Raw genomic sequence first — 15196 nt, 5'->3', positions numbered from 1 at the left:
TTTTGAATACTATTTATTTCAGACAGAGCAGGGGAACTAACTTGCCAGAACCTTTTCCCCTTTTTCCGCTGTTGTCATCACTGGGGGAGTGACCTGCTCCCGTTGCTGATGATGGAGATAATCTCTTAACTGCTCGCCAATTTCTTGCCGGACAATTTCCCGATATTGCATGAAATGTTCGTTGTGAGCACAGAGGGTGATGTAGTGTTCAAACACCGCTGGATTATGGCGAAGAATGCCAAAGGCATGGTGCCAAAAACGCCACCTGGTATCCCGTTTAAAGCCCTGCCGCCAGACCACGATCGCCAAAGCTTTCAAATCCACTAGGCTGGGTAACTTAGCTGGGGCCTTGCATTTAGGTGCTCCCAACTTGAGGAAACAACGATAATTACGATCCATATAACCATGGGGATCATAGAGTTCCCAAAAGGCTTCCACATACTCATTGGCAATATCTTCCAAGGGGCGGGTAGGCACAAAATTCATCAACGTGGTCTGGTTAATATTGCCCTTGCTTTCGTCCAGTAAACGGTTTTCTTTTTTAAGCCGATGCCACAAAGCCGTATTAGGCAAAGCCTGGAGCATGGCAAAGGTGGTGGTGGGAATAGCAGTCTGTTCCGCAAACCGGACAATGCGATCGCCAGCGCCCTGTTTTTCCCCATCAAAGCCAATGATGAAGCCCGCCATGGGTCGGAGACCAGCCTTGATGATTTTATCGACGGAATCCGCCAGTGAGTTACGGGTATTTTGGAATTTTTTGGTGAACTCCAAGCTTTCTTCGTCGGGGGTTTCAATACCGAGGAATACCGCATCAAAGTAACACTCCACCATTAAATCCATCATTTCCTGGTCGTCGGCCAAGTCAATGGAAGCTTCGGTGTTGAAACGGAAGGGGTATTTATGCTCCGCTTGCCAAACCTTAAGTTCCTTAAGCAACAGCTTTACATTGCGCTTATTGCCGATGAAATTGTCATCCACCATAAACACCGATCGCCGCCAACCTAATTCGTAAAGGTAGTCCAATTCGTTCAGTAGTTGGGCCGGCTCCTTAGTGCGAGGCTTGCGACCATAGAGCACGATGATGTCGCAAAATTCACACTGGAAAGGACAACCCCGGGAAAACTGCACAGACATGGAATCATAAGCGTCCAGTTCCAGCAGGTCATAACGGGGGATGGGAGTGGTGGTGACATCGGGCTTTTCTTCTGCCCGGATAATGCCGTGGGTTTCTCCCCGCTCTAGGGCTTCTACGAACATGGGTAGGGTAATTTCCCCCTCGTCCAAAATCAGAAAATCCGCCCCGGCGTTTTTAACTTCATCGGGCACTGACGTCGCAAAGGGGCCCCCCACCGCAACCAACTTACCGTGGGCCTTAGCGGCTTTAATATTTTCCACCATGTCATCCCGTTGCACGATCATGCCGGAGATGATGACCACGTCGGCCCAGTCCCACTCTTCTTCCCTTACATTGCGGACATTGCGGTCCACCAGCTTAAACTCCCATTCCTGGGGGAGAATACCCGCCACGGTTATCAACCCGAGGGGAGGCAATAAAACCTTCCGACCCACTAGCTCCAGAATTTTTTCGTAGGACCAGAAAGTAGGGGGAAACAACGGATAGATTAATAGGGCGCGCATGGCTTCTCGCTTAGGGAAGATTTATGTTAAAAAAATCTAGAAATTGATTAGGTATGGGGTTAACTTTAGCTAAAGCTAGCACAACCTCGCCAGGAAGTACCCGAAAGCCAGACTGTTGGCATAGATAAATCCTATGGTTAACCATGGTTGTTTCCTAGGCCGCTCCCTCTTTACCATTGCTATGGTGGGGGCGCTGTCATTGGTTTTTCCTCTGCCCTTACCGGCCCAAGGCATGGTTGACAGTGATCGTTCCCTACCCTTGATGGGTGACCATCCCCTGGAGGAAAGGTTAATTGACGGCATGGATGAAGGGATTAAAAAAAACTACCGGGGGGCGATCGCCATTTTTACAGAATTAATTCTGCTGGATCCCACCTATGCCGACGCCTATTTTAATCGGGGTATTGCCAGAGCTAGGATAGCGGATTACCAAGGGGCGATCGAAGACCACAGCCAGGCCATTACCTTAAACCCCCAATTAGCCGAGGCCTATAAGGCCAGAGGAAAAATTTACTGGCAATTAGGACATCAAAGCCAAGCCATTGCCGATCTAGAAACGGCCCTAGCACTTTTCTCCACCCAAGAGAACATTGTTAGCCAAAGGGAAACCTGGGAACAACTACAAACATGGCGCGGTAATCCCTAATCGACCCCAAGATTTTCCTCCTTATCGAAAAAATGGGTTTAAAACCCTGTCCTTTAGGAAGGCTTTGTGTTAACCAGTGGATGCCCACGCACCCAAGTGTGCCACGAGAGGCAAGATTGGTGGTTTTCGCCGACTAGAATGCATGACCAAAAGGAAATACCTGAACACAGGGGCGTCATAGTCTAGGAATGGGAAAAACAAAACATGAATAAAAGTTTGTTTTGTCTGCGGTGGGGCACATCGTGGACGTAAAAACAGATGCTTGTGGAGGGGAATCTGGACGGGGTATTGGAACAGAGATGGCACAAGACTAGACAAACCCAGTGAAGCATGAATCCCACGCCGTAAAGGCGTGGGAGTTGCCAACATAAGGATTAGGGGGGATTAAACCCCTGTTATCAGGAGAGTTTGACTTCTAGAACTCGACTCCTCAAAGAGGTTCTCAATCCCGTGGATAAATTTTTAACTTACTCCCGCTAGATCCCCAATTTCAGAGGATTTAAGCAATCTTTCTGTCGATTTGAGTAGCGCCTTTTTTAATAAATCGGCAGATCTGCCTTGGTTTCCAGACCATTAACTTGGGTTAAACAAAGTTAAGTTTTATGGCATTTTCCTTTCCCTCCAAATACCCTTGCTAAGATGGCGGGAAAGCCGGGTTTCTAGTCCCATGGTGGCTTTTCTGCTGAGTATAAGGTAAGCATAAATACTTAAAAAATGAGACATTTTTGCGACGCTTGGATTGAAGAATGGTGTGAAGCCAACGGTTGGACAGATTTGTTCATGGAACGACTCAATTACTATTGGGCTTTTCCTCCTGGAGCTGTCATGCCGGAGCCCATTCCTGGCAAAATTCTCCGGGCAATTAAAATAGAAAAAGGTCTTTGCGAAGAGGAAAAAGCTTGGTTAACCGCCGCTGTGGCTGTTTCTGCTTTGGCGATCGGTTCTGCTTTTTTGCTCAGAAATCCCATGCCTGTAGTATTGGCCTTTGCCTTTGATGCTGTGACGGCCGGGCGTTTGGAGATGGAAGAAATTTGAGAAATTTGAGAAAATTAACCCATTGCCTGCAATATTAAACACCCTATTGGATTAACTAAGCTAAATTTATGGCCGATTCCATCACCCCAGAATCCAATGACCCCAATTATGCTGAACTGGCTCAACAATGTCAGAATTTGGCCAGTCAAGTCCAGAGCTTAAGCCAACGGGTGGAAAACTTGGAAGGGAAACTAACCCTAATCCCCGATATTGAGCGCTATGGCAAGTTGCAGGAATGTTTGATGGCCAAGGACTTCAAACATGCTGACCATGAAACTACCCGCATTATTCTTGAAACCCTCAATCGTAATCGGGATAATCTGAGCCCAGAAACTTTGTCTGCTTTGCCTTGTACGGTTTTAACGGTAATTGATCGCCTGTGGCAGACCTATAGCGATGGTCGTTTCGGTTTTAGCCGTCAATTGGAAGCCTATCAAAAGGTAGGCGGTGACACTGATACTCTCCGTACCCAAGACCGGAAAGTGATGGGGGCCTTTGCCCAGGAAGTGGGTTGGGTGCAGGAAGGAAAGCTTCGTTTTGAGGAATATGACCAATGGGATTTTTCCCTCAATGCTCCGGTGGGTACCTTCCCAGCTATTTGGTGGAAGTCCCCCTATGGTTTAAAAATGGTGACTTTTTTCTTCATTCGTTTGTTTGAATGTAGCGGCTAGGCTGATGATTTCCCAGCGCCCGCTTTAAAGTTAGTTACTTTAAAGTTGGTTATTAGTTAGTGTTAGAGGCCTGGCTAAACCCACTCTCGACCCTAACTACAGGTTCTTAGGGCTTCAATGTCGGCGGCGACAATTTTATCGAGATTGCGGGTAATTTTACCAATGTCCCAATGCCACCACGCAATGGCTAGCAAGGCCTCAATCACTTCATCTGCAAAGCGTTGTCGGAGTAAGCGGGCAGGATTTCCTCCAACAACGGTGTAGGGCAACACGTCCTTGGTAACAACAGACTTGGCGGCAATAATAGCTCCATCTCCCACCTGTACCCCTGGCATGATTACTGTTTCATAACCGATCCAGACGTCATTGCCAATGACCGTATCCCCTTTGTGGGGCGGCTCTTCTTCTGGTGCCACCGTTTGCCAACCATTGGCAAAAATCGCAAAGGGATAGGTGGAAAATCCTTCCATAGCATGGTTTGCCCCATTCATAATAAATTTTACGCCCCGGGCTAAGGCGCAGAACTCGCCAATAATTAGGCGATCGCCGACGAAGGGAAAATGGTAGAGAACATTGCGCTCAAAGTTTTCTGAATCCTCGGGATCATCGTAATAGGTGTAGTCACCAATGATGATATTGGGATTAGAAACTGTATTTTGAATGAAACAAATCTGGGGAAATCCCACCATGGGATGCTTATTTTTCGGATCTGGCCCATGCATCATCTTTAGCTCCCAACCGCCCTACGGCACGGGGTATTTGTTTGGTTCGTTCCGGCAATTAGAGACCCATCTCTGCCAGGTCTGCCAAAGTTTCCTGGGCGGCGACTTCATCCACAATGCTGATGGCAAAGCCCACATGGACAATGACATAGTCCCCCACCTTAACCTCAGGCACATAGGCGAGGCTCACGGTTTTAATGATGCCGCCAAAACTAACTTTCCCCGCCAGCAACAGGGGATCAGGGTGAGAAATTAAACTGATAACCTGGCCGGGCAAGGCTAGACACATGGCAGGGAAGGGAGAAGAATTGGGTAGCAAATTAAGTCAGCGGAGCCTTGGGTTGAGCAAAACCTCCGCCATGGTATAACTTTAACCCAATAGCAAAGTTTCCATTTGGGCCACCAACTGATGGGTGACGGGTAAACTGTCAATCACCATGGCCAAGCAGAGCAACATTAGGTAAAAAATGGAGAACTTGAATAATCCCCGGGCTAAGTCCCGATCGCCGGGGGCCTGTTTGAGTTGCCAAGCTTTGACTAGAAATTGTCCGCCCAAAACCATGGCGATCGCCAGATAAATTATGCCCAACTGGTGCAGGGGATAGACCAGCAATAGGCTGAAGGGCACCACCAACAGTGAGTAGTACCAAATTTGGCTGACGGTTTTTTCTTCCCCCGCAATCACCGGCAACATAGGCACATTCACCTGGGCATAATCATCTTTAATCATCAAAGCTAGGGCCCAAAAATGAGGGGGAGTCCAGAGAAAAATCAGCGCAAACAACACCCAGGGAGTCCAGCTTAAATCCCCCGTAACGGCGGCCCAACCCACCAAGGGGGGAATGGAACCCGCGGCCCCACCAATGACAATGTTTTGGGCAGTGTGTCGTTTCAGCCAGTGGGTATAGATCAGCATGTAAAAAACAATGCCGGATAACGCTAAGCAACCGCTGAGCACATTGATAAAGGCAGCAAAAAGAGTAAATGAGAGTACCCCCAAAACTAGGGCAAAAATCAACGCATGGCGGGGTTGAACCTTTCCGGCCGGGATAGGTCTGGCCCTGGTGCGGAGCATCTCATAATCAATGTCTTGGTCGTAAATGCAGTTCAGGGTTTGGGCCGAAGCGGCGGCCAGGGTTCCCCCCAATAGGGTGATGAACAATTTGGGTAAATCCACCCGACCTTCCGAGGCAATCCACATGGAAGCGGCGGTGGTAATCAGCAAGAGGGGAATAATTCTCGGTTTGGTTAACTGGTAATAACTTTTGCACACCGCCCCCATGGAATCGTGTTGGCGATGAATTTTTGTCGAAGTAACCATAGAGAATCAAAAGAAAGGGTAAGCAGGGGGAAGAGCAAAAAATTTTCTTGAATTTTAAGCGAGTCTTCCCAAACTGGACAAAAAATAGCAGTTAGATTGACCGCAACAGCAGGAACTTCCCTCCCCAGAAAGATTTGAATATTTTTGCCATCAGGCTGTAATGGGGGTCGTCGGTCGATGGTCGCGCACTGCTAAAACGGCGATCGCCAATAGGGTAGCCCAGAGACAAATTCCCACTGTATGGTGGGCTACGGTTAGGGGCTCAATTTGTAAATGGAGTTTGAGCGTAGCAACCCCCAATAAGATCTGTCCCCCCAACAGAGCCAGGGCGCCATTGCCCAACTGACGTAGGAATGGGTTCAAGGCAGGGGTGCGCCTGGTACACCAATAGGTCATGGCCACCCCCAAAGCCGTTGGCAAAACCCCCAACAGATGACTGTGCAACACTTGGCAAAATTGCGTGCCGGCGATCGCCAAACACTGATGGGCCGCCCACTGGGAACCCACCAATCCCCCTAGTAAACATTGCAGATAAATGATAGTGGTGCTAGCCAAGGCCACCGGCCTTAACTTACCGGCTGTTTGATTGCTTTGGTAGGGCATCAAGCAGAGGCCAATGATCAGCAAAGAGCCTAAAAAAGCCATGGCTGTCCCCAAATGGGCTGTCACAATGTCAAACCGTAGCAGTTCGATCACCGTTAACCCCCCCAATAATCCCTGCACCAGGATCAGCGCCAAGGATCCCAGGGTGGCCCAGGGCAACCAACTGGGCAAAACCCGACGGAACCACCAGCTCAAACCCACCAAAATTAGGGTGCTAAAACCAATCAAAGCAGCATCCAAGCGGTGGAACCATTCTAAAAACACCTGTAAATTCATTTGCTGACTGGGGATCCATTGACCATAGCACAGAGGCCAATCAGGACAAGCCAGCCCCGCATTCATCACCCTGGTGGCACTGCCCACTGCCATCAATAGCACTGTGGCAATGACAATCTTCCATACCAGTCGACGAATCCAGACCTGAATCTGGACAAAAGCATGGGGTTGACTCTGGGAGCGAATGGCATTGGGGAGAATAGACTCAGCCATGGTTTGATCTGCAACCTCAACAATGGGGGCAAGGGCGGGGAGAAAAACCCCAGTCACCGTCAGATTCTAACCAACACTCTCCCCAGGGGAAAGAAAACTTGGCTACAGCATTGATATTCTTTAGATTTACTTCAGATTTCCCCGACTCAACCCTTAAGACTATAAACCCTTTGCCATTGCTCCTCTGTAACCCGAAAGTTGGTGCTGTTGGGCGCTCTAATAACTAGTAAATCCCTTAAAATTTGATCCTGTTTAAGTTCGTGGCGGCGGAGGGGTTGGCCCAGCAATTTGCGTAGAAATCTGAGTTGTGCCCTCGGTTTATCTAACTTAGCCTGGTCAGGCATGAGCCAATATTGCCCATCTGGTAGCTCTGTGTGAATTTCCGGTGACTTAGTTACCTCGGCAATGGCATAAATCCCCGCTTCCGGCCCGGCCATCCAGACCAAAACCCGATCGCCAACCTGAATTTCCTTGCCATAACGGGTCACTAACCAGGGCAGCTCCTCTTGCTCTTCAATGGCCTGAAGAATGCGATAGTACTTAGGATTGCCTTGAAATAACCAGTAGGCCATGGTTGGTTCGCAAATTGGAATAACTGCGGTGGAAGTGGACTCAGAGTAACAAAATCAAGATCAATTGGGATTAAACAAACAAGTCATTCTGAACAGTAAAAATCAACTTTACTCTATACCCCATTTAGATTAATTTAACCCCATACAAATAGTAGAATAAGGACTTTAAATCTTCCTAAAAAAGGTAATGTTGGCTAAAAGTAGGGAGTGTCAATGAATAACATCAAATAAAACTTGGCTCATATACCGTTCCGCCCAGGCATCCCCAAACGCTTTTTCCAGTACCCGGCGGGTTTTATCATTTTTCTGTTGTTGTTGACAGTAATGAATTTGTCCCTGACGGTGTTCCAATGTTTGAGCTGCAGACAAGGATTCGGCGACCGTTGCTTGGTGGCAGTGAATTTGCAAAAAATCCGCTACCCGTTGCACAAATCGTTCTTCTTCAGTGTCATTGCTGGGGCGGATAAATAAACAATACTCAGAAAATATTTCTCCCCAGGGGGGCAATTCCCGTTGTTGCTCAAATTCTGCCTGGCCTAATTTCGCCAATGCTTTTTGGTAAGCTTCGGGCAATTGACGATCGCCTTGGGTGGGGGACAGATCGGCAATTGCCGCACTCACCCCCGCTGGCCCCGCCACAATGTCACAACCAAATAGGGGCAGGCCATATAGGGGCTCGGGAAACATCACACAGTGGAGAATATCCAAGCCTTTGCCCACCTTAGCCAACTCCAAATGCATTTTACGGAATTGGGGGGTCTGGTAACACCGATTTTCAATCACTAACTTTTCCCCTTCCAGTCGCCCTTCTACGTAGCCCAAATCCTCCGGTAAAGTATAGGGCTTAAGGGATAAACTCTCCCAACTAGCGGCGATCGCCAGGGCCAACTGTTGAATCATCGGGTTCAACGTCGGCATCAGGGAAGAATTGGTCAAACTTAAATCAGTGACGGCCATGGTAAATACTCAAATCTAGGGCAAAGCAATCGGAATAATGAGTTGGAAACTAAGCTAAAACCTACGTTGGACTACCGCCCCCTTCTTCCGTTGACAGTTCCAAACAATAGCCTGCCCCATACACCGTTTTAATAAAGCGAGGTCGACGGGGATTCGGTTCCAACTTGGTGCGGAGGTGGCGAATGTGCACCCGAATGGTCTCAATATCATCATCTGGTTCGTAGCCCCACACTTCCCGCAAAATGTCGCTGGGGGAAACCGTTTGCCCATGTCTTTGTAACAAACAATGGAGCAACTCAAACTCCAAATGGGTCAACTTAATACTTTTGCCAAACCAAATCGCCTCAAATCTTTCCGGTACCAAGGTTAGCGGCCCCTGGTTGAGAATTTCTGAGTGTTTCGCCGCCTGGGGAATGCGATCCGTGCGCCGCAGTAGGGCTCTCACCCGGGCTAACATTTCCTCCACGTCAAAAGGCTTAGTGAGGTAGTCGTCGGCCCCAGAGTCAAAGCCTTGAATTTTATCCTGGATCTGACCCAACGCCGTTAGCATCAGCACCGGAATATCGGCCGTGCGTTCATCCCGGCGCAACCGTTGACAGACCGTAAACCCATCCACTTTGGGCAACATCAAGTCCAACATGATCAGATCCGGTTGCAGTTGCACCGCCAACGCTTGACCCTTAATGCCATCCACTGCCTGTTGGACATCGTAGCCCGCCATTTCCAGGTTAATGGAGACTAAATCAGAAATTGCCGGGTCGTCGTCGATGATCAGTATTCGAGGCATGCGCGGGAACTAAAGGAAAACAAAATAATTTCAAGGCGCAAACCATTATAAGAGCTTTTAAAGGGCCAAGGCCCGAAATCATTAGCTTTTTATTCTTGACCAATGATTTTTATAGTTTCAAGTAACTAGTTTGAACTATATTCCTTGGCAAATTACCCAAATTACTGCAAAGCTTGTCAATTAAAGAGAGTAAGGACAAGGATCTTTCCCCTTTGCCAGATCTTTAGATCCTATTCCTGGGGACCTGGAGCTACGGGAATAGCGGCCCCTTCCACCGGAATAACCTGAATAAGGTGATCCTCTGCCGGATTTTTGCTGGCGGGGGGAGCAATGGGGGCTTCACTGGGTAAAGTCTTTTTCGGAGAGGGGTTGCTGATAATGGCGGTGTCCACAGCTTTTTGCTCCATGGGGTTACCAAGGGGGCTATGGAGAGAAGGCGAAGAAGGGATTTTGGTAGCGTCGGGAGATGGGTCTCCATGACTTTCTCCAGTAGGAAGCAGATTTTCACCGATCGCCCCAGTGGTTTCCGTTTCTAGCACTTTGGCAGTTTCAGCGGCGGCACCAGGGGTCTTATCGGACTTTTCTGCGCTGGGCATGATGGGATGCAACCCGGAATTGACCAATTGGGCACCACCATCCTGGGGAGCATTATTCTCCGGCTGGGCGATCGCCGGCGGACATTCTGTACTGCTCAGCCCCACTCGACAGCGCAACTCCTCCCTAGCCAAGGAAACAAAAATGCCGGTGCTCGAAAGGAGTAAAGCAAAAATAGTTAAAGCGTTTCTCATAACCACTGACTTAACTTGAATCGGTGTGTTGTCTTTGCCATTGATCCCAGACGGTTGGCTGAATCACAGCGAACCCATGGCAAACAATCCTAGCCCATGGGAAGAAAAATTTTCATTGTCCAGGGCCATTTCAGCGATCGCCCGTGGTGGTAGGTAGGGATTTCGTTTTCAGTTAATCAAACCAGCCAATGTCTTCATCACTCAAATGGGTGGAGGGCTGTTTGGGGGCCACATAACGGACAGGCATAGCTCTGGGCAGGGTGGTGAGGGCGGCGCTGGTCGGGGGGGTTAAGTCCTCTTCCAAATCTTGAATTTTGCTATACAGTTTGCCCACCAAATTTTTTTCTTCCGTCAATTCTGTTTGCAATTTCTCCACCAATTGCACTTCGTTCTGGAGCTTTTTCACCCGGGCCTGTTCTTGTTTTAAACTTTGTTCTAGTTGTTTAACCTTTTCCTGGGCCTTCTTTTCTTGCCGTTGGCGATCGTTTAGCTGTTGTAACTGTTCTTTGAGTTGTTCCCCCTGGCTTTTTTCTGCTTGCAGTGCCGCCTTAATGGTATCCAACTGGGCTTTAAGCTGGGCTAAATCCGCTGCAGGCTCAGGCGTAGATGCCTCGGAAGTTAGATCTGGAGCAGGGGAAATATCAGCATTTACCTCCGATTGGGATTGGGCTTTAACTTCTTGTTTGAGCAGATCCGATAAGCTTTTTCTGGCCATGGCAAAGGGAAAATCTAGAAATATAAGAGTTAATGATCAAGCTATGGGTTTAGGTTAGGAAAATAAACTGGGTGAATTTTGATTAACGCGGCTCCAAGCCTAGAGTAATTCCCGCAAAAGTTCATCCGCTACCCGTCGATAATCAGATTGAGCCTCCTTAGCATGTTTGCCCTTCCATTGGGTAATGGCCATACCGTCCAACACAGACCGCTCATGGGCTTTATAGCTCCGCACAAAAGCGTGGTAAGCAGGAATACCCAGTTCTAGGAGGGTATTTTGGGCTTCCAAGGTTTCATTCAGACTGCGGGAGTCCACCTTGGTCAACAGCACCCGATGGGCCACCATTAGGGGATTAACAGCGGTTTTTACTGTGTCGATCAACGCCGTCAAATCCATGGGGGCCGGGGGCGTGGGCAATACTAGATAGTCAGCTAGGCCAATGACCGTTCTCAAGGCCTCAGAACGGAGGGCCGGGGGCGTATCCACTACGATAATTTGATAGTCACCTACCAGGGGCAAATCCTTCAACGCCTGGGGATTATTTTCTTGGCTGAGGTGGAAACCCATCTTGTCGCCACTGCGTTCTACCCACCAACTAGCAGAGCCTTGGGGATCCGCATCTACCAAAAGTACTGATCGCTTTTCCGCTAAAATCGCGGCCAAGTTAACTGCGGTTGTGGTTTTGCCAACGCCGCCCTTGCCGTTAACTACTGCCAAAATTTTTGGTGTGGACACCGGTTTTCCCTGCCTTGACCTATTGCCGTTGCCCCCCAACATACCATAATTACTCCTTAGATTTAGGGAATTATACTGGGGTCAGAAGCCAATTTTTACCCATATCCTGGGGAGTTAGCTGGTGCGCGAAAGTTATCCAATTTGTTGATTGTACGAATGGCAAACCACTTTGCTTCCCTTGGCAAGTCCCTCATTGATCTCGTTTGTCTTCCCCCAGGGAACCAACCGGTGCCTGTTTTGCTAGCCCAGAAATTAGCCCTGGCCCTACAGTCCGAGGTGGTGGTTTGGGTGGTGGGACAGGCACAGCCTTGGTTTTGGTCCTTGGCCGGCAAGCATGGCCGTTGGCCCAGTGAGGATTTTTGGCAGAATTGCCCCCCCCAGACCATGGAGGCGATCGCCAATGGTGAAGGATTAACGCTAGGGATGGAAGAATGGCCATTGTGGCAAGAATTTTTTCATCTTCCTTACCCCAGAGTGGAGGGTATTAAAACGTTTTTCCAAGGACGGGAAAATGGGCTAATTTTAACGGTGCATAGTTGCCCGGTTAAGGGGAAATCGATGCCAAAAAAGCGGCAATTTCCTTTACAAAAGCTTCAGGGTGACTTAGGAATGATTAACCAATTATTATCAGGAATTGAGTTACCTAACGATGAATTGTTGCAGGATTTATCTTCTATTAATCTTGCTGAATATGATCCCACCAGCACCCCCCATTCCTCCCGTAATTTTTTTGAAGAAAGCCCAATTTTAAAAATCTGGTATGAAGCCAGTCATCGGCAATTAGAACAACAAAAACAATGGAATGAGAAATTAATTAACAATATCATTACCATCATGAGTGACCAGACCCGTAACCCCCTGGCCACCATTCGCATGGTAGTTGCCACTTTACGCTCTACTCCCCCCACTCCAGAAAAACTAGAGCAAAGATTAGAAATCATTGATCAAGCGTGGCATAAACTTAATGATATTAACAGCAAAATTTTACAATTAAAACAACTCAAGCAAGAGGATAACAAGCTACAAATACAAAACTTGGAGCTAATTTCCTTACTAAAGGAGACGATTGAAAACGCTCCCCCCTTGAATAAAGATAATCACAAAATAGAACTCCATTACGACCATGAAATTAATTCCGTGGCCGCCGACGATAAATGTTTGCGGCAAATTTTCCAAGAACTGTTAACTAATGCACAAAAATTTTCTGTGGCTGACAGCCCTATTGTTGTCACCGTAGAACAATTCGACCAAACTGCAGTGGAAGTAAAAAAAAAAGTTAAATGCACTTTTAGTAACCATACGGTGGCCATAGATGCCCAAAATCTCCAACATTTATTTGATCCCTTTTATCGGGAGCAATGGGCCATTGATTCGGCGATCGCCGGGGTGGGGTTAGGGTTAACCATTGTCCGCACTTTAATTGAGCAACTCAATGGTAAGATCAGCGTTGTCGGAAAGCCCTCCCGCCAGCCAGGCCAGAGCGTAATAACTTTTACCTTAATGATTCCGGAGTCTGGGGCGACTGAATAATTTTTCCTCCGTTGATGATGCTCATTTCGCAACCGGCGGCAGATCGGCCCCTCAGTTGGTCGGGATGGTCCCGTAGGCCCTGGCGCAGACAACTGGCGGTCACTAGAGTTTTTCTTTTATTTGCGTTCTTTTTGTGGTGGGACCGGCTCACGGCTCCCCACTCTGCCCAACGGCGCTATCGTCGGGCCCAATGGTTGGTGCAACAATTACTTTATTTGGGCCCCACTTTTATCAAAATTGGTCAGTCCCTTTCCACCAGGGCCGACATTATTCCCGCTGAATATATCCAGGCCTTTACCCAACTCCAAGACCGGGTACCCCCCTTTGATTCCCGGCAGGCGATCGCCGTTATTGAACAGGAATTACATGGGGCGATCGACGAAATTTTTCAACAATTTGAGGTTAATCCCCTGGCATCGGCCAGTTTAGGCCAGGTGCATCGGGCCGTATTACCCACGGGGGAAGCGGTGGTGGTGAAAGTACAAAGACCAGGGTTGGACAGTTTATTAAATCTAGATTTTGAGCTTTTACATCAAACGTTACGGCTGGCCAAACGATGGTTGCCTGGATTCCGAAACCTGGCCCAAAAATATGAAGTTGAAGCCATTTATCAAGAATTTTTCTCCCTACTGTTTTTAGAAATTGATTACATCCACGAAGGAAAAAACGCAGAGAAATTCCGCCAAAATTTTGCTGATTATCCCCGGGTCAGAGTGCCAGAAATTTATTGGCAATATACTACTCGCATGGTTTTAACCCTGGAATATTTACCAGGCATTAAGGTGGATGATCGCCAAGCTCTGGAAACCGCTGGCATTGATTTAGATTTAGTCATTCAAACGGGCATTTGTGCCTATTTAAAGCAACTACTCATTGACGGTTTTTTCCAGTCCGATCCCCATCCGGGTAACATGGCGGTGGATAGCCAAGGGGATTTGATTTTTTATGATTTTGGCACCATGGCGGAGGTAAAAATCATTGCCAAGGATCAAATGATACAAACCTTTTTCGCTGTGCTGAGAAAGGATGCTAACCAGGTATTGGAAGCCTTAATTTATATGGGTCTAGTGGAGCCCAAAGGGGATCTCAGTCCCGTCAAAAGAATTATTAATTTTTTGCTCGATAACTTTCGGGACAAACCAATTGATATTAAAGCTTTTGACCAAGTGGGGGAAGAGGTCTATGCCATGTTTCAACAACAACCTTTCCGCTTACCTCCCCAAATGACCTTTATTTTAAAATCCATCTCCACCCTAGATGGCATCGCCCGGGCCTTAGACCCCCGCTATAATTTAATCGCCGCCAGTCAGCCCTTCATCCAAAGCGTCACCGTTGCCCAACCCAAACGTTCCCTGGCCATGGCACTGGTGCAACAGGTTAAACAATTTGCCCTCGACCAATTGAACAGACCATCCCGTAACCAACAATTTCTCCAGGAATTGACCGCCAAATTAGAACGGGGCGAGCTCCAGTTTGCCACCCGCTCCCCAGAAGGCGATCGCCTGTTGCAAAAAATTCATCTGGCCTTGAAAAGTCTCATTTTTGCCTGCTTAACAGGGTTTACTCTGCTGTCGGCGACGGTATTACTATCCACAATCTATGCCCGCTTTGCTGTAATTGGCTTTGGCCTGGCGGGGTTATTTAGTCTCTTTTTACTGCGCTCTTTGGTCAAGTTGGCGGTGCAGGAAAAGTTAGACCGACTGATGCAGAAAAAATAATTGACTTAATTTACGCTGGAAACCGAATCAAATGGATAAATTAGGTATTTCCAGATAAACACGGTGCTTCCTCCATGGGGCGCCTTGGGAGCATTTGCACTATCCTCTTGCTATTGGTTAAATCACATTGCCTAATTTAGTACATAAATTGTGCTTTTCCAAACTTTTTTGCGTTTCTATACACTAAATGACGGGGCGAGACAAAATAATTATGCAATTTATGTATATTCTGTTTGCGTGTGCTGCATTTAATTTTAGGTAAGTTATGT

At 47.8% G+C, this 15196-nt stretch carries 16 protein-coding genes; 5 read left to right on the top strand and 11 right to left on the bottom strand.

What is annotated here, in order from left to right; translation table 11 throughout:
* Positions 1-36: 36 nt before the first annotated feature.
* A complete protein-coding gene (locus IQE94_RS04065) occupies positions 37-1638 on the bottom strand; it encodes a B12-binding domain-containing radical SAM protein (RefSeq protein WP_223342761.1) in 1602 nt (533 codons plus the stop codon).
* A gap of 133 nt (positions 1639-1771) precedes the next feature.
* Here IQE94_RS04065 and IQE94_RS04060 point away from each other — a divergent pair, with 133 nt between their 5' ends.
* From IQE94_RS04060 to IQE94_RS04050, 3 genes are all read left to right on the top strand, one after another.
* Positions 1772-2284, top strand: a complete 513-nt coding sequence (locus IQE94_RS04060) for a tetratricopeptide repeat protein (RefSeq protein WP_212716311.1) — start codon at positions 1772-1774, stop codon at positions 2282-2284.
* 714 nt (positions 2285-2998) lie between these two features.
* Complete coding sequence (locus IQE94_RS04055; RefSeq protein ID WP_212716309.1) at positions 2999-3319, top strand: hypothetical protein; 321 nt, start codon at positions 2999-3001, stop codon at positions 3317-3319.
* 68 nt (positions 3320-3387) lie between these two features.
* Positions 3388-3990: a GUN4 domain-containing protein gene (locus IQE94_RS04050; RefSeq protein ID WP_212716307.1), complete on the top strand. Its 603-nt coding sequence runs from the start codon at positions 3388-3390 to the stop codon at positions 3988-3990.
* Positions 3991-4082: 92 nt separating this feature from the next.
* Here the strand turns inward: IQE94_RS04050 and IQE94_RS04045 are convergent, their stop codons facing one another.
* From IQE94_RS04045 to IQE94_RS04000, 10 genes are all read right to left on the bottom strand, one after another.
* Positions 4083-4715 carry a Vat family streptogramin A O-acetyltransferase gene (locus IQE94_RS04045; RefSeq protein ID WP_370630505.1) on the bottom strand — a complete coding sequence of 211 codons (633 nt, stop codon included), beginning with the start codon at positions 4713-4715 and terminating at the stop codon, positions 4083-4085.
* 55 nt (positions 4716-4770) lie between these two features.
* Complete coding sequence (locus IQE94_RS04040) at positions 4771-5001, bottom strand: HypC/HybG/HupF family hydrogenase formation chaperone (protein WP_194015477.1); 231 nt, start codon at positions 4999-5001, stop codon at positions 4771-4773.
* 81 nt (positions 5002-5082) lie between these two features.
* Positions 5083-6033 (bottom strand): heme o synthase, encoded by a 951-nt coding sequence (locus IQE94_RS04035; protein ID WP_212716305.1) that lies wholly within the window; start codon positions 6031-6033, stop codon positions 5083-5085.
* Positions 6034-6183: 150 nt separating this feature from the next.
* Positions 6184-7125: a heme A synthase gene (locus tag IQE94_RS04030; RefSeq protein ID WP_249213870.1), complete on the bottom strand. Its 942-nt coding sequence runs from the start codon at positions 7123-7125 to the stop codon at positions 6184-6186.
* 146 nt (positions 7126-7271) lie between these two features.
* Entirely contained in the window at positions 7272-7697 is a 426-nt protein-coding gene (locus IQE94_RS04025; RefSeq protein WP_212716302.1) for an EVE domain-containing protein, read from the bottom strand.
* Positions 7698-7907: 210 nt separating this feature from the next.
* Entirely contained in the window at positions 7908-8654 is a 747-nt protein-coding gene (locus tag IQE94_RS04020) for a phycocyanobilin:ferredoxin oxidoreductase (RefSeq protein ID WP_212716300.1), read from the bottom strand.
* 61 nt (positions 8655-8715) lie between these two features.
* Positions 8716-9441 (bottom strand): two component system response regulator RpaA, encoded by a 726-nt coding sequence (rpaA, locus tag IQE94_RS04015; RefSeq protein WP_010873880.1) that lies wholly within the window; start codon positions 9439-9441, stop codon positions 8716-8718.
* Positions 9442-9671: 230 nt separating this feature from the next.
* Complete coding sequence (locus tag IQE94_RS04010) at positions 9672-10229, bottom strand: hypothetical protein (RefSeq protein WP_223342760.1); 558 nt, start codon at positions 10227-10229, stop codon at positions 9672-9674.
* 172 nt (positions 10230-10401) lie between these two features.
* Complete coding sequence (locus IQE94_RS04005; RefSeq protein ID WP_212716296.1) at positions 10402-10944, bottom strand: hypothetical protein; 543 nt, start codon at positions 10942-10944, stop codon at positions 10402-10404.
* Positions 10945-11043: 99 nt separating this feature from the next.
* Positions 11044-11679, bottom strand: a complete 636-nt coding sequence (locus tag IQE94_RS04000) for a ParA family protein (protein ID WP_212716294.1) — start codon at positions 11677-11679, stop codon at positions 11044-11046.
* A gap of 156 nt (positions 11680-11835) precedes the next feature.
* Between IQE94_RS04000 and IQE94_RS03995 the strand changes: the two genes are divergently transcribed.
* A complete protein-coding gene (locus IQE94_RS03995; RefSeq protein ID WP_223342758.1) occupies positions 11836-13209 on the top strand; it encodes a sensor histidine kinase KdpD in 1374 nt (457 codons plus the stop codon).
* Positions 13210-13223: 14 nt separating this feature from the next.
* Positions 13224-14927, top strand: coding sequence for an AarF/ABC1/UbiB kinase family protein (locus tag IQE94_RS03990; RefSeq protein WP_212716290.1), 1704 nt, complete (start codon positions 13224-13226; stop codon positions 14925-14927).
* Positions 14928-15196: the final 269 nt, after the last annotated feature.

The organism is Synechocystis sp. PCC 7339 (assembly GCF_019924095.1).
In the GTDB taxonomy this organism is placed as follows: Bacteria; Cyanobacteriota; Cyanobacteriia; order Cyanobacteriales; family Microcystaceae; genus Synechocystis.
Note: the sequence above shows the minus strand (reverse complement) of the source record. Positions and strands in the feature narration are given on the sequence as shown.

What these genes read in the sequence shown, in the direction of transcription:
- IQE94_RS04065 (WP_223342761.1), bottom strand. Translation starts at nt 1,638, where the DNA reads ATGCGCGCCCTATTAATCTATCCGTTGTTTCCCCCTACTTTCTGGTCC.
- IQE94_RS04060 (WP_212716311.1), top strand. Translation starts at nt 1,772, where the DNA reads ATGGTTAACCATGGTTGTTTCCTAGGCCGCTCCCTCTTTACCATTGCT.
- IQE94_RS04055 (WP_212716309.1), top strand. Translation starts at nt 2,999, where the DNA reads ATGAGACATTTTTGCGACGCTTGGATTGAAGAATGGTGTGAAGCCAAC.
- IQE94_RS04050 (WP_212716307.1), top strand. Translation starts at nt 3,388, where the DNA reads ATGGCCGATTCCATCACCCCAGAATCCAATGACCCCAATTATGCTGAA.
- IQE94_RS04045 (WP_370630505.1), bottom strand. Translation starts at nt 4,715, where the DNA reads ATGATGCATGGGCCAGATCCGAAAAATAAGCATCCCATGGTGGGATTT.
- IQE94_RS04040 (WP_194015477.1), bottom strand. Translation starts at nt 5,001, where the DNA reads ATGTGTCTAGCCTTGCCCGGCCAGGTTATCAGTTTAATTTCTCACCCT.
- IQE94_RS04035 (WP_212716305.1), bottom strand. Translation starts at nt 6,033, where the DNA reads ATGGTTACTTCGACAAAAATTCATCGCCAACACGATTCCATGGGGGCG.
- IQE94_RS04030 (WP_249213870.1), bottom strand. Translation starts at nt 7,125, where the DNA reads ATGGCTGAGTCTATTCTCCCCAATGCCATTCGCTCCCAGAGTCAACCC.
- IQE94_RS04025 (WP_212716302.1), bottom strand. Translation starts at nt 7,697, where the DNA reads ATGGCCTACTGGTTATTTCAAGGCAATCCTAAGTACTATCGCATTCTT.
- IQE94_RS04020 (WP_212716300.1), bottom strand. Translation starts at nt 8,654, where the DNA reads ATGGCCGTCACTGATTTAAGTTTGACCAATTCTTCCCTGATGCCGACG.
- rpaA (WP_010873880.1), bottom strand. Translation starts at nt 9,441, where the DNA reads ATGCCTCGAATACTGATCATCGACGACGACCCGGCAATTTCTGATTTA.
- IQE94_RS04010 (WP_223342760.1), bottom strand. Translation starts at nt 10,229, where the DNA reads ATGAGAAACGCTTTAACTATTTTTGCTTTACTCCTTTCGAGCACCGGC.
- IQE94_RS04005 (WP_212716296.1), bottom strand. Translation starts at nt 10,944, where the DNA reads ATGGCCAGAAAAAGCTTATCGGATCTGCTCAAACAAGAAGTTAAAGCC.
- IQE94_RS03995 (WP_223342758.1), top strand. Translation starts at nt 11,836, where the DNA reads ATGGCAAACCACTTTGCTTCCCTTGGCAAGTCCCTCATTGATCTCGTT.
- IQE94_RS03990 (WP_212716290.1), top strand. Translation starts at nt 13,224, where the DNA reads ATGATGCTCATTTCGCAACCGGCGGCAGATCGGCCCCTCAGTTGGTCG.